This window comes from Streptomyces sp. NPDC046712, assembly GCF_040645695.1.
Lineage (GTDB): Bacteria > Actinomycetota > Actinomycetes > Streptomycetales > Streptomycetaceae > Streptomyces.
In genome coordinates this window covers 75,238-96,440 of the sequence record NZ_JBEYYW010000024.1, presented here as the reverse complement: position 1 = coordinate 96,440, position 21,203 = coordinate 75,238, and the positions used below count along the sequence as shown (strand labels likewise).

Below are 21,203 nucleotides of genomic sequence, written 5' to 3'. Positions count from 1 at the left end.
GGTCAACCATCTCAGACTCCCTCGCATTCCGTGGTGCCCCGGGACGTATGCGGTGCCCCACCGGGAGTCGTTCCGAGGTATGCCTCCCGTACGGCGGGGTCGGCGCGGACCTCGGCGGCCGTCCCCTCGGCCAGGACCCGGCCGAGGCCAAGGACCACGACGCGCGAGCACAGCTCCATCACGAAGGCCACGTTGTGCTCGACGAGCAGCACCGCGCAGTTCTCCTCCTCGGCCATGTGACGGACGACGGCGGCCAGTTGGCGGCGTTCCTCGACGGTCGTGCCGGAGGCGGGCTCGTCGAGCAGGAGCACGCGGGGCGGGTCGGCGAGGGCGCGGGCGAGCTCGACCATGCGGGCCTGCCCGACGGGCAGCGCGCCGGCGTACGACTCCGCGAGCGCGTCGAGCCCGCACTCACGGAGCACGACGGCGGCCCGCTCCCGGTGGCGCCGCGCACCCGGCCGCCAGTCCTGGGCCACCACCAGGTTGTCGGTCACCGTCAACTGCCCGAAGAGCTGCTGGCGCTGGAAGGTCCGGCGGATGCCGTGGCGGGCCCGCCACACGGGGGACCGACGTGTGATGTCCTCGCCCGCGAACGCGATGCTTCCGCCGTCCGGCCGCCGGATCCCGGACAGGACGTCGAAGAGCGTGGTCTTGCCGGCGCCGTTCGGCCCGATGAGGCCGCAGACCTCACCGGGCCGTACGGAGATCGTCACGTCGCGCAGGGCGTGGACGCCGCCGAAGCGGACGTCGATCCCGGAGGCATGAAGCAGCCCAGTGGTCATCGGCGAACCCCCGTCCCCAGATAGGCCTCGGCGAGCCGGTCCGTGTCCACCTCGGACCGCGGGCCGGACCAGGCGATCTCGCCCTGAGAGAGGTATGCGACGGTGTCGGCGATACCGAGCACCTCGGCGGCCTTCTCCTCGACCAGGAGCAGCGCCGTGCCGCTCGCCCGCAGCTCGGTGAGGAGGCGGAACACCTCGTCCACGACGCGGGGCGCGAGGCCGAGGGAGGGTTCGTCGGCGACGAGGACGGCCGGCGGGCTTTGGAGGAGCGGGGCGAGCGCGAGGAGCTGCTGCTCGCCGCCGGACAGGGAGCCGGCGGCGACGGAGCGGCGGGCGGCGAGCGCGGGAAAGCGCGTGTACACGGCGTCACGGTCCTCGGGGGCGGGCAGCTGCAGGGCCAGGTTCTCCTCGATGGAGAGCCCGGCGAAGATCCCCCGCCCCTCGGGCGCGAGCCGCACCCCGCGCCGGGCCCGCGCGACGGCCGTGTCGCGTCCCGCGTCCTCCGCCCCTACGCGTACGAGCCCCTCGGTGGGCCGCAGAAGCCCCGCGGCCACCCGGCACAGCGTGGACTTCCCGGCCCCGTTGGGCCCGAGCAGCACCACCGTCTCCCCGGCGCCCACCCCGAGGTCCACCCCATGCAGCACGGGCGCCCCGCCGTATCCGGCGTGTATGCCGTTCAACTCGAGCGCGAGCGCCGCGTTGCCCGTCCCGCGGTGCGGACCGGGGGCCGCGCCCCTGCTCTCGGCGATGGAAGGATCCGTCGGCCCCGGTGCGCGCCGCGAGGCCGAATCGAGCGGCCCGGCGGCCCCGCCTTGCGGCGCGAAGCCGGCGCCCTCGGGCGATCGGGCGCCCTGCCCTCGATCCTGCTCCCCAGGGGTCCGGGGGCCTGCCCCCGGTCTCGGGGAGGGGAGGGGACGGAGAACGGCCCCCCGCACGGACCCCCGCGGAACGGCCTCCCGCACGGACCCCCGCGCCGCCGCCCTCCGTGCCGCCCGCCGGGACGGCCACGCCGCGCAGTAGCCGTCCGGGTCGTTCGCCAGGGCCAGGCCCGCCAGGCCGAAGAGGATCACCGGCAGGTGCGCGGACTCCGTCACGTACGTCGCCATCAGATGCGGGACCACCGCGAAGACCAGCCCGGCCACCACCGCGAACTGCGGTCTGCGCACCCCCGCGGCGACCACCACCGCCAGCCACACCAGGCCCGTCATCGCCGTGAAGTCCGTCGCCGTGATCCGTGTGTGGTACGAGGCGTACAGCACGCCCCCGAAGCCCGCGAGGCCCGCCGACACCGTGAAGACCAGGAGCTTCGTCCGTACCACCGACACCCCCGACGCCGACGCGGCCTCCGGCGCCGAGCGGACCGCGAGCACGGCCCGGCCCCACCGGGAACCGCGCAGCCAGGTCAGCAGCCACACGACCGCCCCGCACAGCAGAACCAGCGCGACCCCCAGCGCCCGATCGTCGCCCAGATCCACCGGCCCGAGGACGGGACGCGGGATCTCCCATCCCGTGTCCCCGTTGCGCAACCACCCCACCTGGAAGAGCACCTGGTCCGCCAGGAAGGCGAGGGCCAGGGTGGCCAGCGCCAGCGACCGGCCGCCGAGCCGCAGCGCGGGCAGCGCGACCACCGCCCCGAGCAGCGCCGCCGCGGCCGTGCCGACCGCCGCCGCGGCCACGAAGGGCCAGCCGTGGCTCATCAGCAGCCCCGCCACCAGCGCCGCGCCGGTCACAAACGTCGACTGGGCGAGCGACACCATCGCACCGAGGCCCGTGACCACCGTGAACGACATGAAGACCAGCCCGATCGCGAGGCCCTGCGCCAGGATCCCGCTCCAGAACGGCGTGGTGACCGTGTAGAAGGCCGTGGCGAGGAGCGCGCCCGCGCCGGCCCACGCACCCCATCTGCGGCCCCAGCCCTTCCCGGCGAGATAGTCGACCGGCGGTGGATCCGCGGCGGCCGTGCCCGCCGCGCGCCGGCGCTGTGCCAGCACGACGAGACCGCCGAAGAGGATCAGGAAGGGCACCGCGGTACGGAAGCCGGTGATGTCCTCCGCGAACGACGCGTACCCCGCCACCAGGTTCTGCAGCACCCCGAGCCCGAGCCCGCCCGCGAACGCGAGCGGCACCGACACGAAGCGCCCGAGCACCGCCGCGGTCGCGGAGACGAACAGGAACAGCGTGTAGTCGTGGGCGGAGAGACCGAGGAGCGGGGTCGCGAGGACGCCGGCGAGTCCCGCGAGCCCCGACGACAGCATCCACGCGATCGAGGAAAGCCGGTCCGCGCTGATGCCCCGCAGCTCCGTCAGCGAGCGGTTGTCGACGGCCGCCCGCAGCTGGAGTCCGAGCCGGGTGTGCCGCATCAGCACCCACAGCCCGGCCGCCACGAGCGCCGTCGCGACCCAGGTGATCAGCTGGTCGGAGTCGATGCCGACCCCGTCGAGGGGCTGCCAGGACACGGCCGGGCTCGGCCCGACGCCCGGCAGCCCGAACTGGTTCTCGGCGGGCTGGACCGGGGCGCCGGCCCGCTCAAGGAGCTCCACCACCCACAGCCCGGCCGCGGGCAGCGCGACCAGCAGGCCGATCGTGGCGACGATCTGCGCCGTCTCGCCGACCCGGGCCAGCTTGCGGAACATCAGCCGGTCCAGGCCCCGACCGAGCGCGGGCGCGACCACGCACACGAGCAGCAGCGCCGTCGGCACGGCGGGCCAGCCGAAGCCGGAGTGGAGCTCGTAGAACGCCAGCGCGCAGAGATAGGCGGTGGCGCCGTGCGCGAAGTTGAAGAGTCCGGAGGCGGAGTACGACAGCACGAGCCCGGTCGCGAGCAGCGCGTACAGCGCGCCCGAGACCAGACCGCTCAGCACGAAGCCCAGCAGGTCACCCACGGCGCCGCCCTAGCCGAAGGGGATCGGCGGGTAGCACTTGAACGGCACGGCCACCTCGTAGCGTCCGTTCTTCAGCCGGACGAGAGCTCCGCAGCCGAAGCTCTCCTTCTGGCCCTTCGGCTCGGCGCGGTCGCCCACGAGCGTTCCGGTGTCGGAGAAGCCGGCCGCCGCCTTCTGGAAGGACTCCACGGTCAGGTCCTTGCCGGCCTTCGCGGCGATGGCGAGGAAGAGGTCGGCCGACATGTAGCCCGTCAGCATGTGCATGTTGAGCGGTACGTCCTTCCCGCCCGCCGCCTTCTTGATGTCCGCCTTGAACTGCCGCATCGCGGGGCTGTCGGCCTCGAACGGCTGGAACTGCAGCAGCACGTGCACCCCGTCGAGCGCCTGCCGCGTCGCGTCCTTCGCGAGCAGCCCCGGGTCGTAGTCGGTCGGATCGGAGATGACGCCCTTGTAGCCGGACCGCTTGAGGGCGGTGAAGAGACCGATGTTGTACGGGGTCTGCATCACGGAGACCACGGCGTCGGGCGCGCCGCCGCCGGGGCCCGAGCGGAGGATCTCCTTGGTGTACGCCGACCAGTCGCTGGGCATCGAGGTCGCGGGCACCGCGGCCTTGGCGTACGCGACATGGAAGCCGGCCGCCTTGAAGCCCTGGGTGAAGGTGCGGATGCCGAACTTGCCGGCGTCGTTGTCGCCGGCGATCAGCGCGACCGACTTGCCCCGCGCGCCGCCGAGGACGGTGGCGAGCCCTTCGGGCCAGGTCTGGTTGAGGGTGCCGCCCGGGGTCGGGACGAGGCAGCCGTTGAAGCCGTAGATGTACTTCGGGCCGCAGAACGACGGGAGCGTGCCCCAGCCGACGGTGGGGACCTTCTGGCCGTTGAGGAAGTCGGCGCCGGCGAAGGTGACCGAGCTCATGGGGGAGACGGCGAAGACCTTGTCCTGCTGGACGAGCTTGCGGGCCGCCGCCAGGTTCTTCGCCGGGTCCTGGCCGTCGTCCTCGGCGCCCAGGTAGTCGATCCGGCGCCCGTTCACACCGCCCTCGGCGTTGGCCCGGTCGTAGCGCGCCTTGGCGCCGAGGTCGGTGTCCTTCTTCGAGTAGCCGCTCGCGGTGGTCATGGAGACGATGCCGCCGACCTTGACGGAGTCGGCGGTGACTCCGCGTGCGGAGGAGCCGGGCTTCTCCGAAGTCCCTCCGGTGGAGGCGGAGTTGCAGGCTGAGGCGAGGAGCAGGGCCGCTGCGGCGGCGGCGAGGGTGCGGATCGGTCGCAACACGGTCGGTCGTCCCTCCGTCGGGTGACCGCATTCTGTGACCGAGCTGATGAACCGTCAATAACTGATGCAACGTCAATTGATGATGCGTCAGAAACCCTTGACCACTGCCCGGATCAGCCGTACAGCGCCTCGACCTCCGCCGCGTACGCCTTCTCGATCGCCTTCCGCTTCAGCTTGAGCGAGGGTGTGAGCAGCCCGTGCTCCTCGCTGAACGGATGTGCCAGGATTCGGAAGGTCCGGATGGACTCGGCCTGCGAGACCAGGGTGTTGGCCGCCACGACGGCCCGCCGGATCTCGGTCTCCAGGCTCGGGTCCCGCACCAGCTCGGCAGGCGGAAGCGGCGGCCGCCCCTGCATCGCCAGCCAGTGCTCCACCGCCTCCTGATCCATCGTCACCAGTGCGGCGATGTACGGCCGGTCGTTGCCCACCACGATGCACTGCGCGATCAGCGGATGCGAGCGCACCCGTTCCTCGAGACCGGTCGGCGACACGCTCTTGCCGCCCGAGGTCACGAGGATCTCCTTCTTGCGCCCGGTGATCGTCAGATAACCGTCCTCGTCGAGCATCCCCAGATCCCCGGTGGCCAGCCACCCGTCGTTGAGGACGGCGGAGGTGGCCTGCGGGTTGTTGAGGTACCCGGAGAAGATCTGGCCGCCGTGCAGCCACACCTCCCCGTCCTCCGCGATGTGCACGGTCGTGCCCGGGATCGGCTGCCCGACCGTCCCGTACTTGGTGCGCTCCGGCGGATTCGCGGTCGCGGCCGCCGAGGACTCCGTGAGGCCGTATCCCTCGAACACCGTCACCCCGGCGCCCTCGAAGAAGAGCCCGAGCTGCCGGTCCATGCCCGAGCCGCCCGACATCGCGTGCCGGACCCGCCCGCCCATGGCCTCGCGGACCTTTCCGTACACCACCTTCTCGAAGAACTGGTGCTGCATCCGCAGCCCCGCCGACGGACCGGGTCCGAGGCCGAACGCCTTGTGCTCCATCGCCTCGGCGTACTTGACCGCCACCTCGACCGCCTTGTCGAAGGGGCCGACCTTCCCCCCGCTCTCCGCCTTGCGGCGGGCCGCGTGGAAGACCTTCTCGAAGACATAGGGCACGGCCAGGATGAACGTCGGCCGGAAGGCGGCGAGGTCCGGCAGCAGCGCCGAGGCGGCGAGCGCCGGCTGATGCCCCAGCTTCACCCCGCTCACGATCGCGGCCACCTCGACCATCCGCCCGAAGACATGGGCGAGCGGGAGGAACAGCAGGGTCGAGGCCTCGTCGCCCGGCTTGGAGTGGAAGACCGGCTCCCAGCGGCCGGTCAGCATGTCCGTCTCGAACATGAAGTTGGAGTGGGTGATGATGCAGCCCTTGGGACGGCCCGTGGTGCCCGAGGTGTAGATGATCGTCGCCACGGACTCCGGCGTCACCGCCCGCCGGTGCCGCTGCACCACGTCCTCGTCGATCTCCACGCCCGCCGCGACCAGCTCGGCGACCGCACCCTCACCCGCGTCCAGCTGCCACAGCCGCTGGAGCCGCGGCAGCCGGTCGATCACGGAACCGATCGTCATGGCGTGGTCCTCGTGCTCCACCACGCACGCGGTGACCTCGGCGTCGTGCAGCATCCAGTAGACCTGGTCGGCGGAGGAGGTCGGGTAGATCGGCACCGACTGCGCGCCCAGCGTCCACAGCGCGAAGTCGAACAGAGTCCATTCGTAACGGGTCCTGGCCATGATGGCGACCCGGTCGCCGAACCGTACGCCCTGTGCGATCAGCCCTTTCGCGAGCGCGAGCACCTCGTCCCGGAACTGCGCCGACGTCACGTCATGCCACTGTCCGGAGGCGTCCTTGCGGCCGAGCGCGACCCGGTCCGGCGTCTGTTCGGCGTGATCGAACACGGCGTCCGCCAGGCCGCCGACCTGAGGCGCCGCCTCGACGGGCGGCACGGTGAACTCGCGCAATGACCTGCTCCTCGCCCGCTCGTTGTCGCGCTCCGTACGGCGCGGGTGACGGTACCCCACCCGACTGACGGGTGGGAGCGCCTTCACCAAGCCGGGACATTGGGTGTTCTCACAGGTCAGGGGAGGGGGAGCGGCTGAGTGGCGGGCGGTCGGGGCCCTTTACTGACTGGCGAGTAAGCAGGGCGGGCCCGAATCTCCACGGAATCTGTACCGGCCGCTCACCATCCGGGCGGAGACCGACGGTCCCGGGGCGGCGCGGCCGCGACCCCCGACGCCGCGCCGTGCCGTGTCAGCGCGGCCGGTGCAGTCGGTCGCCGCCCGCCAGGATCGCCGAGGCCAGGGCGTCGGCCGCCTCCTGGGACGGGCCGCGCCGCCGCCCCTTGCGCAGCACGAAGTCGACCTCGCCCAGATCGGGCAGGTCCGCCCGGGCCGGAAGCCGGACCAGGCCGGGCGGCACCAGGCCACGGGTGTGGGCCATCACGCCGAGCCCGGCGCGGGCCGCCGCGATGTTGGCGCTCAGGCTGCTGCTCGTGCAGGCGATCCGCCACGCGCGCCCCTGCGCCTCCAGGGCTTCGAGCGCCCGGGCGCGGGTGATGCCGGGCGGCGGGAAGACGATCAGCGGAACCGGCCGGTCCGGGTCCAGCCGCAGTTGCGGGGCGCCGATCCAGATCAGCGAGTCCTGCCAGACCAGCTCGCCCCCACTCTCCTCGGCGCGCCGCTTCGCCAGGATGAGATCGAGGCGTCCCGCCTCCAGCCGGGCGTTCAGCGTCCCCGACAACTCGACCGTCAGCTCCAGATCCACCTCGGGGTGCTCGCGCCGGAACGACTCCAGGATCTCGGGCAGCCGGGTCACGACGAAGTCCTCCGAGGCGCCGAAGCGGAGCCGCCCGCGCAGCCGGGTCCCGGTGAAGAAGGCGGCGGCCCGCTCATGGGCCTGCAGGATCGTCCGGGCGAAGCCGAGCATCGCCTCGCCGTCCTCCGTCAACTCCACGCTGTGGGTGTCCCGGGTGAACAGCGGACGCCCGGTGGCGTCCTCCAGACGGCGTACGTGCTGGCTCACGGTCGACTGGCGCAGCCCGAGCCGGCGCGCGGCCTGCGTGAAGCTCAGCGTCTGGGCGACCGCGAGGAAGGTCCGGAGCTGGGAGGGGTCGTACACGCTCCCGAGACTAGCGCGGTCATCATGATCCGTGATGGCAGTCAGAGCGCTGTACGGGATTCCCGATGTCCGCGCGAGGGAGCAGGATGGGGAGGGCACGACCCCACCCCGAAGCACGCGGACCGAGCCCGGGCACGCGGACCGAACCCGAGCACGCAGATCCACCCCGAGCACGCAGAGCAGTGGAGCACATGAGCCGCCGTACGACCCTCCTGCCGTCCTGGCTGCCGATCGACCCGTACATCCTGGCGCTGCTCGGCACGGTCGGCCTCGCGGCTCTGCTGCCCGCCTCCGGCACCGCCGCCACCGTTGCCGACGGGGCCTCGACGGCGGCCATCGCCCTGCTGTTCTTCCTCTACGGCGCCCGCCTCTCCACCCGCGAGGCGCTCGACGGGCTGAAGCACTGGCGGCTCCACCTCACGGTCCTCGCCTGCACCTTCCTCCTCTTCCCGCTCCTCGGGCTCGCGGCGAAGGGACTGGTACCGGCCGTTCTCACACCCCCGCTCTACAGCGGTCTCCTCTTCCTCTGCCTGGTGCCCTCCACCATCCAGTCCTCGATCGCCTTCACCTCGATCGCGCGCGGCAACGTGCCGGCGGCGATCTGCGCGGGCTCCTTCTCCTCCCTCGCCGGGATCGTGCTCACCCCGCTGCTGGCGGCGCTCCTGATCGGAGGCAGTGCGGGCGGCTTCTCCGCCGACTCGCTGCTGAAGATCGTGCTCCAGCTCCTGGTGCCGTTCCTGGCGGGCCAGCTGCTGCGCCGCTGGGTCGGGGGATTCCTCGTCCGGAACAAGAAGGTGCTCGGGTACGTCGACCGGGGCTCGATCCTGCTCGTCGTGTACACGGCCTTCAGCCACGGCATGGTCGCCGGCGTCTGGCACCAGGTCACCCCGGCGCGGCTCGGCCTCCTGCTCGCCGTCGAGGCCGTCCTGCTCGCGGTGATGCTCACGCTGACCTGGTACGGGGCGAAGCGGCTCGGCTTCGACCGGGCGGACCGGATCGCCATCCAGTTCGCCGGCTCGAAGAAGAGCCTGGCGGCGGGGCTCCCCATGGCGAGCGTGCTGTTCGGGGCACAGGCCTCGCTCGCCGTGCTGCCGCTGATGCTCTTCCACCAGATGCAGCTGATGGTCTGCGCGGTCCTCGCGAAGCGCCGCTCCCGCGACCTCGAGCCGGACCGACCGGCCCCCGAGCCGGACCGACCGGCACTCGACCCGGACCACCCGTCGCCGACCGCCGAGCCCGCTCAAGACCATCCGGCCGCGGAGTCCGTCCCGGTCCGGCGCTGAAGCAGGCGCCCGGCCGGGCCTACCGTTGGCGGGATCACATCCCCACCCGCGCCGTGAAGATCAACGCGCCCGCTACCGTGCTCCCATGCCCGCACTTGATCCCGGCCGCACCGCGCTCGTCCTCGTCGACCTGATGGAACGCATCGTCGCGCTGCCCCTCGCACCCCGCCCCGGAACCGACGTCGTCGCCGCGGCCGACCGGCTCGCCCGGACCTTCCGGGCCGCCGGCGCGCCCGTCGTCCACATCCGGGTCGAGCGGCCGAACATCGACACCCAGCCGCCCGGCAGCGAGCTCGTCCCCTCCCTCGTCCACGCGGGCGACCACATCGTCGTCAAGCGGACCATCGGCGGCTTCCAGAACACCGGACTCCACGAACTCCTCGCCGAACACTCCGTCACCACCGTCGTGTTCGGCGGCATCGCCACGAACCTCGGCGTCGAGTCCACCGCCCGGGCCGCCTGCGACCTCGGCTACGAGCCCGTCTTCGCCGAGGACGCCATGACCGCCTTCACCGCCGACGAGCACCACGCCTCGGTGACGCTCGACTTCCCGAGGCTCGGCACGGTCGCCGCCGTCTCCGAGATCACCCTGGACGGGCCCGCGTGACGCCCGTCCCGATACGTTACGGCGCCCGCCCCTGCAGCCTCGTCGTCTGCCGGGGCTGCTGCTGCGGCGTCGCCCGCAAGAACCCCGGCGTCGACCACGCCGGCCAGCTCGCCCGCCTCCGCGAGGCCGCCGCGGCCTCCGGCGGCCGGCTGTCCGTCCGTACGAGCGACTGCCTCGGCCCCTGCGCGCAGGCCAACATCGTCGTGGTCCAGCCCTCCACCGAGGGTCGTCGCCGCGGCGGCCGGGCCGCCTGGATCGGTTTCACCGTGGACGACGACTGCCTCGACGACATCCTCGCCTGGACGACCGCGGGCGGCCCGGGCATCGCCGAACCCCCGGCCACCCTCACCCTCCAGATGATCGACCCACCGGCCGAGACGGGGAGCCGCCGCGCGCGCTAGGAGAGCCCCAGCGCCTGCGTCAGCGACACCACCAGAGCGATCGCCCCACTGCCCGCCGCCGCTCCGTCCCGGATGGTGGCCCACCCGCGCGCCTGATCCGCGTCCACGAGCCGGCCTTCCTGCTCGGCCCGCACCAGCTCGCCCCGGAGCTCCACCGCGGGCCGCTCCCGCCCCGGGCCCTCGGCGCGCAGCAAGGCCACGAGCTCGCCGGGGGGTGGACACTTGTCCCGCGATCACGCGTCCGGGATCCGCCGGGGGGGTACGGGACCGGCCGGCGCAGGGGGCGCTCCCCGCCGGCCGGCGGCCCGACCCGTGCAGCGGGCGCGGGCCCGTCAGCCCCGGGAGGCCGCGGCCCCGAGGGCGATCCGGTGCTCACCCGCGTACACGTTCATGTCCGGCCCGCGCAGGAAGCCCACCAGCGTCAGGCCCGTCTCCACGGCCAGGTCCACGGCCAGCGAGGACGGCGCGGAGACCGCGGCGAGCACCGGGATGCCCGCCATCACCGCCTTCTGGGCCAGCTCGAAAGAGGCCCGGCCCGAGACCAGCAGGACCGCTCGCTGCAACGGCAGCCGCCCGTCGTTCAGGGCCCGGCCCACCAGCTTGTCCACCGCGTTGTGGCGGCCCACGTCCTCCCGTACGTCGAGCAGCTCGCCGTCCTCCGAGAACAGCGCCGCCGCGTGCAGCCCGCCGGTCCGGTCGAAGACCCGCTGGGCGGCCCTCAGCCGGTCGGGGAGGCGGGCGAGCAGCTCGGGCGTGAGCCGGACCGGGGGAGTGTCGGCGATCGGGAAGCGCGCCGTGGTCCGTACCGCGTCCAGGCTGGCCTTGCCGCACAGCCCGCACGACGACGTCGTGTAGACGTTCCGCTCCAGGGTGATGTCCGGGACGGGGACACCGGGCGCCAGCTGCACGTCCACCACGTTGTACGTGTTCGTGCCGTCGTCCTTGGCCCCCGCGCAGTACACGATGTTCCGTACGTCGGAGGCGGCGCCCAGTACCCCCTCGCTGACCAGGAACCCGGCGGCGAGCGCGAAGTCGTCGCCGGGCGTGCGCATCGTGATCGCGAGCGGCCGGCCGTTCAGCCGGATCTCCAGCGGCTCCTCGGCCACCAGCGTGTCCGGGCGCTCGTTCACGGCCTCGCCGCGGATCCGCAGGACCCGTCGTCGCTCGGTCACCCGTCCCATGATCGCTACACCCGATTCTGTACGTGCTGGAAGCCGAAGCGGCCCTTGATGCAGAGGTTGCCGTGGGTCACCGGGTTGTCGTGCGGGGAGGTGACCTTGACGATCTCATTGTCCTGCACGTGCAGAGTGAGGTTGCAGCCCACTCCGCAGTACGCGCAGACCGTCGTCGTCTCCGTCTGCGCCTCCTCGTCCCAGCTCCCGTCCGCCCGCATGTCGAACTCGCGCTTGAAGCTCAGCGCGCCCGTCGGGCAGACCTCGATGCAGTTCCCGCAGTACACGCAGGCGGACTCGGTGAGCGGCCCGTCGTGCTCCACGGCGATCCGGGCGTCGAAGCCACGGCCCGTCACGGAGATCGCGAAGGAGTTCTGCCACTGGTCGCCGCACGCGTCGACGCACTTGTAGCAGAGGATGCACTTGTCGTAGTCGCGCACGTAGAGGTCGTTGTCGATCCGCGGCTCCTCGCCCAGGCGGCGGGCCTCCGGGCCGAAGCGGTCGGGCTCAGCCCCGTACTCCTTGATCCACTCGGCGGCGCGGGGTGTCGTCGAGAGGTCGACGGAGGAGGCCAGCAGCTCCAGGACGATCTTCCGGCTGTGGCGGGTGCGCTCGGTGTCCGTGCGGACGACCATGCCGGGCTCCGCGCGGCGCGAGCAGGCCGGGGCGAGGGTCCGTGCGCCCTCGACCTCGACCACGCACACCCGGCAGGCGTTCTTCGGGGTGAGGGTGTCGCCGTGGCAGAGCGTCGGCACGTCCTTCCCCGCGGCGCGGCAGGCGTCGAGGATCGTGGCGCCCTCGGCGACGCGCACGGGGGCGTCGTCGAGGGTGAATTCCAGGAGGCGGCGGGGCGGGGCGAGGGGAACCGTGGTCACTTGTAGACCCCCAGACGGTCGATGGCGGACTCGACGGCGTTCCACGCGGTCTGCCCGAGACCGCAGATCGAGGCGTCGCGCAGGGCCTGCCCGACCTCGCGCAACAGGGCGATGTCACCGGCCGCGGCTGCGCCCGTACGATCCTTGATGCGGTGGAGCGCCTCCTCCTGCCGGACCGTGCCGACCCGGCAGGGCACGCACTGGCCGCAGGACTCGTCGCGGAAGAACTCGGCGATGCGCAGCAGGATCCGGGGCAGGTCCACGGACTCGTCCAGGACGAGGACGACGCCCGAGCCGAGGGTGGTGCCGGCGGCCCGGGTGCCCTCGAAGGTGAGCGGGATGTCCAGCTCGTCGGGGCGGACGAAACCGCCGGCGGCCCCGCCGAGCAGGACCGCGCGCAGCGTGTCCGGTCGCCCGGCGAGGTCGAGGAGCTCGCCGAGGGTGGCGCCGAACGGGAGCTCGTACACGCCGGGGCGGTCGACGTTGCCCGACACGCAGAAGAGCTTGGTCTCGGTGGCGCGGAACGCCTCGGCGCCCTGGGTGAGGATCGGCAGGACGTTGACGAGCGTCTCGACGTTGTTGGCGGCCGTGGGTTTGCCGAACAGGCCCTTCTCGACGGGGAAGGGCGGCTTGGAGCGGGGCTCTCCCCGGTATCCCTCGATGGAGTTGAACAGGGCGGTCTCCTCGCCGCAGATGTACGCGCCCGCGCCGCGCCGGATCTCGATGTCGAAGGCGAAGCCGCTGCCGAGGATGTCGTCGCCGAGCAGTCCGCGGGCCCGCGCCTCGTCGATCGCGTGGGCGAGCCGCGCGTAGGCGCGGGGGTACTCGCCGCGCAGGTACAGGTATCCGCGGCGGGCGCCGACGGCGTACCCGGCGACGGTCATCGCCTCGACGAGCGCGTACGGGTCGCCCTCCATGACCACACGGTCCTTGAAGGTGCCCGGCTCGGACTCGTCGGCGTTGCACACGACGTAGTGGGGGGTGTCGGGCTGTGATGCCGTCGCCTGCCACTTCCGTCCGGTGGGGAACGCGGCCCCGCCCCGGCCGACCAGCCCGGACTCCGTGACCTCCCGGATCACCCCGGCGGGCCCGAGCGCGAACGCCCGCCGCAGCGCGGCGTACCCGCCGTGCGCGCGGTAGTCGTCGACACTCCCCGGATCGACGACCCCGACCCGGCCGAGGAGTTGGAGCGCGCGGGGATGTGGGCGATCGTCCCGCGGGGCGATGGGGGTCCCCCCGAACGGAGTCCGGGGGAGGGTGGGCACAACCCGACCACCGGGCCGCACCGGCCGCGCAGCGTGTTCCGGCCACTCGGTGGGCCCGGCCTGTGGAACGGCCATGACGGCGGGCGCCTCGGGCGGAGCGGCCTCCGGGTGCCGGGCCACCTGGGCGAGCGTGACGGTCGTGGCGGGGGCGACGACGACGGAGATACGGGTGCCGGGGGCGGGTGTGGTGGAGGCGGGCTCGTCGCCCCCGGTCGTGCCTACCGGGGCGACGGAGTTCCGGGCGCCGGGGGCCGTCGGCCCCTGGCCACTGAGCGCGCCGAGCAGCGAGGATCCGGGGCCGAGGCCCGGCCCGGTCGGCCCAGCGGTTCCACCCCGGTCCTTCGGCGCGTCCACCCCCGCCCGCGTCAGCAGCGCCGCCGGGGCCCGCTCGCACAGGCCCAGGCAGGGGCTCGGCTCGAAGGCGACGCCCTCGGCCGCCAGGCCCGACGTCAGCACCCCCGCGCCCCGTGCCGCGCAGGCCAGGTCCGTGCAGACATGGAGGACCTGGGCCGGGCGGGGACGTACCGCGAACATCGAGTAGAACGTCGCCACCCCGTACGCCTCCGCCGGCGGCACCGTCAGCCGGCGGCACAGATAGTCCAGGCCCCCCTCGCTGATCCACCCCACCCGGTCGTTGAGCGCGTGCAGCCCCGGCAGCAGCAGGTCCCGGCGCTCCCGGGCCTCCCGCCCGCCCCTCGCCCACCGCAGATCCGCCGCCGACCGGTCGTCCGCGCCCTCCCATGCCGACTCCGGCGGGCCCAGGACGGCGTCCACCGCCTCCCGCTCCTCGTCCGTCGGCTTGCTGTCACCGAAGCGCAGATCCATCGTCCGCCGCCCTTTCGATCCGTATCGCCGACGCCTTGAACTCCGCCGTGCCCGCGATCGGGCAGTTCGCCTCGATCGTCAGCTGGTTGGTGTCGACCTCGTCCGGAAAGTGCATCGTCATGAAGGCGAGCCCCGGCCGCAGCGCGGGATCCACCCACACCGGCGCCACCACGGACCCCCGCCGCGACGTCACCCGGACCCGCTGGCCCACCGCGACCCCGTACCGCTCCGCGTCCTCCGGACACAGCTCCACGTACTCCCCGCGCCGCAGCGGAGAGGCGAAACTCCCGCTCTGCACACCGGTGTTGTACGAGTCGAGCCGCCGTCCGGTGGTCAGCCGGATCGGATACTCCTCGTCCGTGAGGTCGACCGGCGGATCGTGCCGGACGATCCCGAACGGCGCTCGCCTGCCCAGCAGTTCCGGATCCCTCTCCCACAACCGGCCGTGCAGGAAGGACGGTTCGAGGCGCTCCAGGTCCGGGCACGGCCACTGGATGCCCTGATGCTCCTCCAGGCGGTCGTACGTCATGCCCCAGTGGTCCGGCGACAGCGCCCGCAGCTCGTTCCAGACGGACTCCGCGTCCGCGTACTTCCACTCCTCGTGGCCGAGCCGGCGCGCCAGCTCGCAGATGATGTCGATGTCCTCTCGGGCCTCGCCCGGCGGCCGCACCGCCCTGCGGACCCGCTGCACGCGCCGCTCGCTGTTGGTGGTCGTGCCCTCCGTCTCGCACCACGCCGCCGTCGCCGGCAGCACCACGTCGGCGAACTCGGCCGTCCTGGTGAGGAAGATGTCCTGCACCACCAGGCAGTCGAGCTTCGCGAGCCGCTCCATCGCCTGCCCGCTGTCCGCCTCCGACTGCGCCGGGTTCTCGCCGATGCAGTACACGGCCCGCAGCTCGCCACTCTCCATCGCCTCGAACATCTCGGTCAGCGTCCGCCCGTACCGGGGCTGGATCTCCGTGCCCCAGAAGGACTCGAACTTCTCCCGCACCCCCGCGTCGAGGATGTCCTGGAAGCCGGGCAGCCGGTTCGGGATCGCGCCCATGTCGCCGCCGCCCTGCACGTTGTTCTGCCCGCGCAGCGGCTGCACCCCCGAGCCGTACCGCCCCACATGCCCCGTCAGCAGCGCCAGGTTGATCAGCGCGCGGACGTTGTCGGTGCCGTTGTGGTGCTCGGTGATGCCGAGCGTCCAGCACAGCTGGGCCCGCTCCGCGCGGGCGAAGGCATGCGCCAACTCCCGTATCGCGGTGGCCGGTACGCCCGTCACCTTCGACGCGGCCGTCAGAGTCCACGGCTCGACCAGGGCCCGGTACTCCTCGAAGCCGCTCGTCGCGCGCTCCACGAAGGCCCGGTTGTAAAGGCCCGCGTGGATGATCTCGCGGCCGACGGCGTGCGCGAGCGGGATGTCGGTGCCGACGTCGAGCCCGAGCCAGCTCTCGGCCCACTCGGCGGTCGAGGTGCGGCGCGGATCGACCGCGTACATCCGCGCCCCGTTCCGTATCCCCTTCAGCACGTGCTGGAAGAAGATCGGGTGCGCGAAGCGGGCGTTGGAGCCCCACATCACGATCACGTCGGTGTGCTCGATCTCCTCGTACGAGGAGGTGCCGCCGCCCGAGCCGAAGACCGCGGAGAGTCCGGCGACGCTCGGCGCGTGACACGTCCGGTTGCAGGAGTCGACGTCGTTCGTCCCCATCACCACGCGCGCGAACTTCTGCGCCACATAGTTCATCTCGTTGGTCGCGCGGGCGCAGGAGAACATCCCGAACGCGCCCCGGGCATCCCGGAACCCGGCCGCCGCCCGGTCCAGGGCCTCGTCCCAGCTCGCCGGCCGCAGCGGCCCGCCCTTCTCGTCACGGACGAGCGGATGGGTCAGCCGGGTGTACGTCTTCGGGGCGCGGTCCCGCTTCCTGGTGTTCGTCATGCGGTGCTCCTGGACTGGTTCGCGAGCAGGTCCGACAGGGCGTGGACGGTACGGAGCGTCGGCACCGGTACGTGGGTGATGTCCGCGAGCTCCACCACGGCCGCGAGGAGCACGTCCAGCTCCAGCGGCTTGCCCCGCTCCAGGTCCTGGAGGGTGGAGGTGCGGTGGTCGCCGACCCGTTCCGCCCCGGCGAGACGGCGCTCGACGGAGATGTCGGGGCGGCAGCCGAGGGCGGCGGCGACGGCCAGGGTCTCGTGCATCATCAGCTCGATCACCTGCCGCGTACCGCCGTGCAGGCACATCTGGCGCATCGTCGCCCGGGCGAGCGCGCTGATGGGGTTGAAGGAGATGTTGCCGAGCAGCTTGATCCAGATGTCGTGGCGCAGCTCCGGCTCGACCGGACACTTCAGGCCCCCCGCGCGCATCGCCTCGGCGAACACCTCGCAGCGCTTCGACGCCGAGCGGTCGGGCTCGCCGATGGAGAACCGGGTGCCTTCCAGATGGCGGACGACTCCGGGGCCGCTGAGCTCGGTCGCGGCGTAGACGACGCAGCCGATCGCCCGCTCGGGGGCGAGGACGGCGGAGACGGCGCCGGCCGGGTCCACGCTCTCGACACGATGGCCGTCGTGCGGGCCGCCGTGCCGGTGGAAGTACCACCAGGGGATGCCGTTCTGGGCGGCGACGACCGCCGTGGTGTCGTGCAGGAGCGGCGCGATGAGCGGCCCGCACGCCGCGTACGCGTTGGCTTTCAGGCCCAGGAAGACGTAGTCGACGGGGCCGACGTCGCCCGGGTCGTCGGTGGCGTGAACCCGGGCGGTGAAATCGCCGCGCGGGCTCTCGACCCGTACTCCGTGCTGCCTCATGGCCGCGAGATGCGGTCCACGGGCGATCAGATGGACATCGGCGCCGGCGCGGTCGAGCGCGGCTCCGACGTAGGCGCCGATCGCACCGGCGCCGAGGACTGCGACCTTCACGTGCGGGTCTCCGTTCGGTTGAGGGAACCGCGAGGGACCGGGCAGGGGTGTCAGTGTGTCGACGAAATATTGTCTACAGTATGGAAGGAGGGTCGACAAGGGGGCGCGGAAGGCCCTGTTGTCCCCGCCGTCCATCCCCGTTGCCGTGGTCGCGCCGTTGTCACGGTCTCCCAACACCCACGGGCGAATCTTGGTGGTTTACGTGCCCTGTTACCCATCAGTCGCTGGCAAGACTGGGTGGTTCCTGCTTCCGCAACACCACGCGTCACATGAACCCAAGGGGGTCCCGGGCATGACGGGCACTCGTATCGCCGCGCTCGGGCACTACCAGCCCGCCAAGGTACTGACCAACCGCGACCTGGCCGCACTCGTCGACACCAGCGACGAATGGATCAGCAGCCGGGTCGGGATCAGGACGCGCCACATGGCCGGCCCGGACGAGCCGGTCGACGAACTCGCCGCGCACGCCGCCGGCAAGGCGCTCGCCTCCGCGGGCCTCGACCCCGCCGACATCGACCTGGTCCTCGTGGCGACCTCCACGGCGATCGACCGCTCACCCAACACCGCGGCCCGCGTCGCCGCCCGGCTCGGGATGATCTCACCCGCCACCATGGACCTCAACGTGGTCTGCGCCGGCTTCACCCACGCGCTCGCCACCGCCGACCACGCGATCCGGGCGGGTGGCGCCCGGCGCGCCCTGGTCATCGGCGCCGACAAGATGACCGAGGTGACGGACTGGACCGACCGCACGACCTGCGTCCTCGTCGGCGACGGCGCGGGCGCGGCGATCGTCGAGGCGGTCGGGGAGGGCGAGGAACCCGGCATCGGACCCGTGCTGTGGGGCTCGGTCCCGGAGATGGGCCACGCCGTCCGTATCGAGGGCACCCCGCCGCGCTTCGCGCAGGAGGGCCAGTCCGTCTACCGCTGGGCCACCCAGCGGCTGCCCGCCCTCGCCCGCGAGGTGTGCGAGCGGTCGGGGATCGCGCCCGAGGAGCTGGCCGGTGTCGTGCTGCACCAGGCCAACCTGCGGATCATCGAGCCGCTCGCCGCGAAGATCGGCGCGGTCAACGCGATCGTCGCCCGCGACGTCGTCGAGTCCGGGAACACCTCGGCCGCCTCGATCCCGCTGGCGCTGGCGAAGCTGGTCGAGCGGGGCGAGCTCCCCTCCGGGGCCCCGACCCTGCTCTTCGGCTTCGGCGGCAACCTCTCCTACGCGGGCCAGGTCGTCCGCGTCCCGTAACCGGGGACGGGGGTGTTTCGGCCGAGAGCGCGACGGGCCGCATGGCTGGACATTGAGATCGGTAGACTGTAGACGATAGCCAATCCGCGTTGATCGGCTACGGCGAACCGAGGGGGCCGCGATGTTGTCCGCAGGACTGCCGCAAGGAGCCGTGCCCAGGCTGGAGCGGCCCGGGCCGCTGCGCGACCGGGTCTACGAAGCGCTGCTCGAACTGATCACCACCCGTGCCCTGCGCCCCGGTCAGCATCTGGTCGAGAGCGAACTCGCCGGCCACCTCGGTGTCTCCCGGCAGCCGGTCCGCGAGGCGCTCCAGCGGCTGAACACCGAGGGCTGGGTGGACCTGCGGCCGGCGCAGGGCGCCTTCGTCCACGAGCCCACCGACGAGGAGGCCGACCAGCTACTCTCCGTCCGTACGCTCCTGGAGGCGGAGGCCGCCCGGCTCGCCGCCGCGAACTCCGGCTCGGCCGGGATCGCCGCCCTGGAGGAGCTGTGCGCGCGGGGCGAGCAGGCGGTCGCGGACGACGACGTGGATCTGGCCGTGGCGACCAACGCGGCCTTCCACGCCAAGGTCATGGAATTGGCCGGAAACCTCGTGCTGTCCGAGCTGGCCGGCCAGGTCGACCGCCGTGTCCGCTGGTACTACACGCCGGTCGCGCGGCAGCGCGGCAAGCAGTCCTGGAAGGAACACCGGGACCTGATCGACGCGATCGCGGGGCGCGACGAGGCGCGTGCGACCGCGATCATGCGCGCCCACACGGAGCACACCCGCGCGACCTACCGCGAGCACAGCCAGAGCTGATCGCCGCCCGGAAGCCGGCCTGGGGGAGCCCGGCCGGCGCGGGACCGACCCCTGGGAGTCTTGCGTTCCGTCACCGCCCGGTCGGTGTGTCCCGACCCGGCGTGGGCCCGCCGTGGGCCCGCCGTGGCAACTGGCTCCGCCCCGTTCCCCGTTCGGCGGAGCCCGGTGGCGAGGGGGCCGGGGCCGCCCTAGCTTCGATCGCGTCGAGGGACATTTCCTGCTGTATGCGGAACCGTCCGCCCCCGCCCCTCGCGTGATCTGGAGGATCGCCATGCGCGCGATACGTGCTGCTTCCGCAGCCCTGCTCGCCACCGCCGTCGTCTGCCTCGCCGCACCGACGGCGTCGGCCGACGACGGCCTGGAGAGCGACGGCTTGGGGAGCGCCGTGATGGGGAGCGACGGCCTCGGGAGTGACGGCTTGGGGAGCGACGGCCTCGGGGGTGACGGCTTGGGGAGCGCCGTCATGGGGAGCGAGGTCAGCGGGAGCGACGGCACCGGAAGCAACATCACGTCGTTCGGCTTCTCCGTCTCACCCTCGACGGTGGCCCCCGGTGGCACGGTCACGCTGAAGTCCGACGGCTGCGAGGTCCCGACCGTCACCGTCTCGTCCGGTGTCTTCGTCACCGTCACCCTCAAAGAGGGCCATCCGGGCACTGCCACCGTCGACGCCGACGCCAAGGTCGGCGCCGAGTACCAGGTGACCTTCGAGTGCGAGGGCGAGAAGGGCACCACCCCCCTCACCATCGCCGGTCACTCCACGGGCGGTCACTCCACCGCCGGGCACTCGACGGGTGGTCAATCGACGGGTGGTCACGACACCGGCGCGCACAAGGGCGTCAAGGCCGGCTTCGGAGGCGGGGCAGGGCAGCTCGGCACCGCCGAGGTGGTCATCGGTACCACGCTGATCGCGGGCGCGCTCGGCGGCGGCGTACTGCTGATGCGCCGCCGCGGCACGGAGGACCACGCCTGATACGGCTCCTCCGCCCTGGGGTGACGAGGCCCGGGGCGGGGGAGTGCCATCGCGTACATCGGGAGAGTGGATCGTGCGGGACTCGATCGGGTTGCCGGGACGCGGCGCGTGGGGCGTCGTGGCCGTCGTTCTGCTGGTGGGGATCCATCTCGTGCGCGGTGGTACGGAGGAGTGGCGGGCCGGAGGGCCCCCGCAGCCGCTCGCCGCGGCTGCCCCGGGCCTCGCCGCCCTCCCCGCCCCCGCCCCCGCGGGCGTCCCCGGACCCCTGCCGCCCTCCCGCCCCGAACGCGTCCGCGTCCCGGCCGTCCGGATCGACGCGCGGGTCACGACCGTCGGCCTCGACGCCCAGGGATGGATCGACACCCCGCCCGCGTCGGAGACGAACCTCGCCGGCTGGTTCACCGGCGCCGTCACCCCCGGCGAGAAGGGCACGGCGGTCGTCGTCGGCCATGTCGACACCCCGGACGGGCGAGCCGTCTTCTACGACCTCGGCGCGCTGACCAAGGGCGACCGCGTCGAGATCGCCCGCAAGGACGGAAGGACGGCCGTCTTCTCCGTGTACGGCATCGAGGTCGTCCCGAAGGACGCCTTCCCGGCCGAGCGGATCTACAAGTCAGCCGGTGTGCCCGAGCTGCGCGTTCTCACCTGCGGGGGAGGCTTCTCCCGGCAGAAGGGGTACGAGGGCAACGTCGTCGTCTCCGCCCGCCTGGTCGAGGTGCGCTGACCTCCTCCGCGTACGCGTCCCGACGCGCTTTGTCCTCGATCGGGAAAAAGTCTGCACGGAATCCTGCGCGACTTCTTCCCACCCTCGGACGCCACTGCTACGTTCCCCTCGAAAG

Annotated in this window: 18 protein-coding genes; 7 read left to right on the top strand and 11 right to left on the bottom strand. The window is 72.6% G+C overall.

Features of this window, described 5'->3' with window-relative positions; translation table 11 throughout:
• Positions 1 to 11 precede the first annotated feature (11 nt).
• The 5 genes from ABZ939_RS27465 to ABZ939_RS27445 all read right to left on the bottom strand — a co-directional run bounded on the left by ABZ939_RS27465 (position 12) and on the right by ABZ939_RS27445 (position 8,032).
• Positions 12 to 782 (bottom strand): ABC transporter ATP-binding protein, encoded by a 771-nt coding sequence (locus ABZ939_RS27465; protein ID WP_361860546.1) that lies wholly within the window; start codon positions 780 to 782, stop codon positions 12 to 14.
• Entirely contained in the window at positions 779 to 3,664 is a 2,886-nt protein-coding gene (locus ABZ939_RS27460; protein WP_361860543.1) for an ATP-binding cassette domain-containing protein, read from the bottom strand. Before ABZ939_RS27460 ends, ABZ939_RS27465 begins: the two co-directional genes overlap by 4 nt.
• 9 nt (positions 3,665 to 3,673) lie before the next feature.
• Positions 3,674 to 4,933 carry an ABC transporter substrate-binding protein gene (locus tag ABZ939_RS27455; protein WP_361860540.1) on the bottom strand — a complete coding sequence of 420 codons (1,260 nt, stop codon included), beginning with the start codon at positions 4,931 to 4,933 and terminating at the stop codon, positions 3,674 to 3,676.
• 113 nt (positions 4,934 to 5,046) lie between these two features.
• Positions 5,047 to 6,876 carry a long-chain fatty acid--CoA ligase gene (locus tag ABZ939_RS27450; RefSeq protein ID WP_361860537.1) on the bottom strand — a complete coding sequence of 610 codons (1,830 nt, stop codon included), beginning with the start codon at positions 6,874 to 6,876 and terminating at the stop codon, positions 5,047 to 5,049.
• Between the two features lie 289 nt (positions 6,877 to 7,165).
• A complete protein-coding gene (locus ABZ939_RS27445) occupies positions 7,166 to 8,032 on the bottom strand; it encodes a LysR substrate-binding domain-containing protein (protein ID WP_361860535.1) in 867 nt (288 codons plus the stop codon).
• Between the two features lie 191 nt (positions 8,033 to 8,223).
• Between ABZ939_RS27445 and ABZ939_RS27440 the strand changes: the two genes are divergently transcribed.
• The 3 genes from ABZ939_RS27440 (at position 8,224) to ABZ939_RS27430 (ending at position 10,323) form a co-directional block, all read left to right on the top strand.
• Complete coding sequence (locus ABZ939_RS27440; protein ID WP_361860532.1) at positions 8,224 to 9,315, top strand: bile acid:sodium symporter family protein; 1,092 nt, start codon at positions 8,224 to 8,226, stop codon at positions 9,313 to 9,315.
• Positions 9,316 to 9,400: 85 nt separating this feature from the next.
• Positions 9,401 to 9,922, top strand: a complete 522-nt coding sequence (locus ABZ939_RS27435; protein WP_361860529.1) for an isochorismatase family protein — start codon at positions 9,401 to 9,403, stop codon at positions 9,920 to 9,922.
• Complete coding sequence (locus ABZ939_RS27430; RefSeq protein ID WP_361860526.1) at positions 9,919 to 10,323, top strand: (2Fe-2S) ferredoxin domain-containing protein; 405 nt, start codon at positions 9,919 to 9,921, stop codon at positions 10,321 to 10,323. The genes ABZ939_RS27435 and ABZ939_RS27430 overlap by 4 nt, the downstream gene beginning before the upstream one ends.
• Here ABZ939_RS27430 and ABZ939_RS27425 read toward each other — a convergent pair.
• The 6 genes from ABZ939_RS27425 to ABZ939_RS27400 form a co-directional block, all read right to left on the bottom strand.
• Positions 10,320 to 10,523, bottom strand: a complete 204-nt coding sequence (locus ABZ939_RS27425; protein ID WP_361860523.1) for a hypothetical protein — start codon at positions 10,521 to 10,523, stop codon at positions 10,320 to 10,322. The two genes, ABZ939_RS27430 and ABZ939_RS27425, sit on opposite strands and share 4 nt — an antisense overlap.
• 132 nt (positions 10,524 to 10,655) lie before the next feature.
• Positions 10,656 to 11,504, bottom strand: coding sequence for a formate dehydrogenase accessory sulfurtransferase FdhD (gene fdhD, locus ABZ939_RS27420; protein ID WP_361860520.1), 849 nt, complete (start codon positions 11,502 to 11,504; stop codon positions 10,656 to 10,658).
• Between the two features lie 5 nt (positions 11,505 to 11,509).
• A complete protein-coding gene (locus ABZ939_RS27415) occupies positions 11,510 to 12,370 on the bottom strand; it encodes a 2Fe-2S iron-sulfur cluster-binding protein (RefSeq protein WP_361860517.1) in 861 nt (286 codons plus the stop codon).
• Positions 12,367 to 14,460 (bottom strand): NADH-ubiquinone oxidoreductase-F iron-sulfur binding region domain-containing protein, encoded by a 2,094-nt coding sequence (locus ABZ939_RS27410; RefSeq protein ID WP_361860514.1) that lies wholly within the window; start codon positions 14,458 to 14,460, stop codon positions 12,367 to 12,369. Before ABZ939_RS27410 ends, ABZ939_RS27415 begins: the two co-directional genes overlap by 4 nt.
• On the bottom strand, positions 14,441 to 16,381 hold the full coding sequence (locus ABZ939_RS27405; protein ID WP_361860511.1) for a molybdopterin-dependent oxidoreductase: 1,941 nt from the start codon (positions 16,379 to 16,381) through the stop codon (positions 14,441 to 14,443). The genes ABZ939_RS27410 and ABZ939_RS27405 overlap by 20 nt, the downstream gene beginning before the upstream one ends.
• Entirely contained in the window at positions 16,378 to 17,355 is a 978-nt protein-coding gene (locus tag ABZ939_RS27400; protein ID WP_361860509.1) for a 2-dehydropantoate 2-reductase, read from the bottom strand. Before ABZ939_RS27400 ends, ABZ939_RS27405 begins: the two co-directional genes overlap by 4 nt.
• A 292-nt stretch (positions 17,356 to 17,647) precedes the next feature.
• On the opposite strand from ABZ939_RS27400, the gene ABZ939_RS27395 reads away from it, so the two are divergent.
• From ABZ939_RS27395 to ABZ939_RS27380, 4 genes are all read left to right on the top strand, one after another.
• Complete coding sequence (locus ABZ939_RS27395) at positions 17,648 to 18,595, top strand: beta-ketoacyl-ACP synthase III (protein WP_361860506.1); 948 nt, start codon at positions 17,648 to 17,650, stop codon at positions 18,593 to 18,595.
• 121 nt (positions 18,596 to 18,716) lie between these two features.
• The gene (locus tag ABZ939_RS27390; RefSeq protein WP_361860503.1) at positions 18,717 to 19,394 is read left to right on the top strand and encodes a GntR family transcriptional regulator; all 678 of its coding nucleotides are present in this window, start codon (positions 18,717 to 18,719) and stop codon (positions 19,392 to 19,394) included.
• Between the two features lie 271 nt (positions 19,395 to 19,665).
• On the top strand, positions 19,666 to 20,364 hold the full coding sequence (locus ABZ939_RS27385; RefSeq protein WP_361860500.1) for a hypothetical protein: 699 nt from the start codon (positions 19,666 to 19,668) through the stop codon (positions 20,362 to 20,364).
• A gap of 73 nt (positions 20,365 to 20,437) precedes the next feature.
• Complete coding sequence (locus ABZ939_RS27380) at positions 20,438 to 21,088, top strand: class F sortase (RefSeq protein ID WP_361860497.1); 651 nt, start codon at positions 20,438 to 20,440, stop codon at positions 21,086 to 21,088.
• Positions 21,089 to 21,203: the final 115 nt, after the last annotated feature.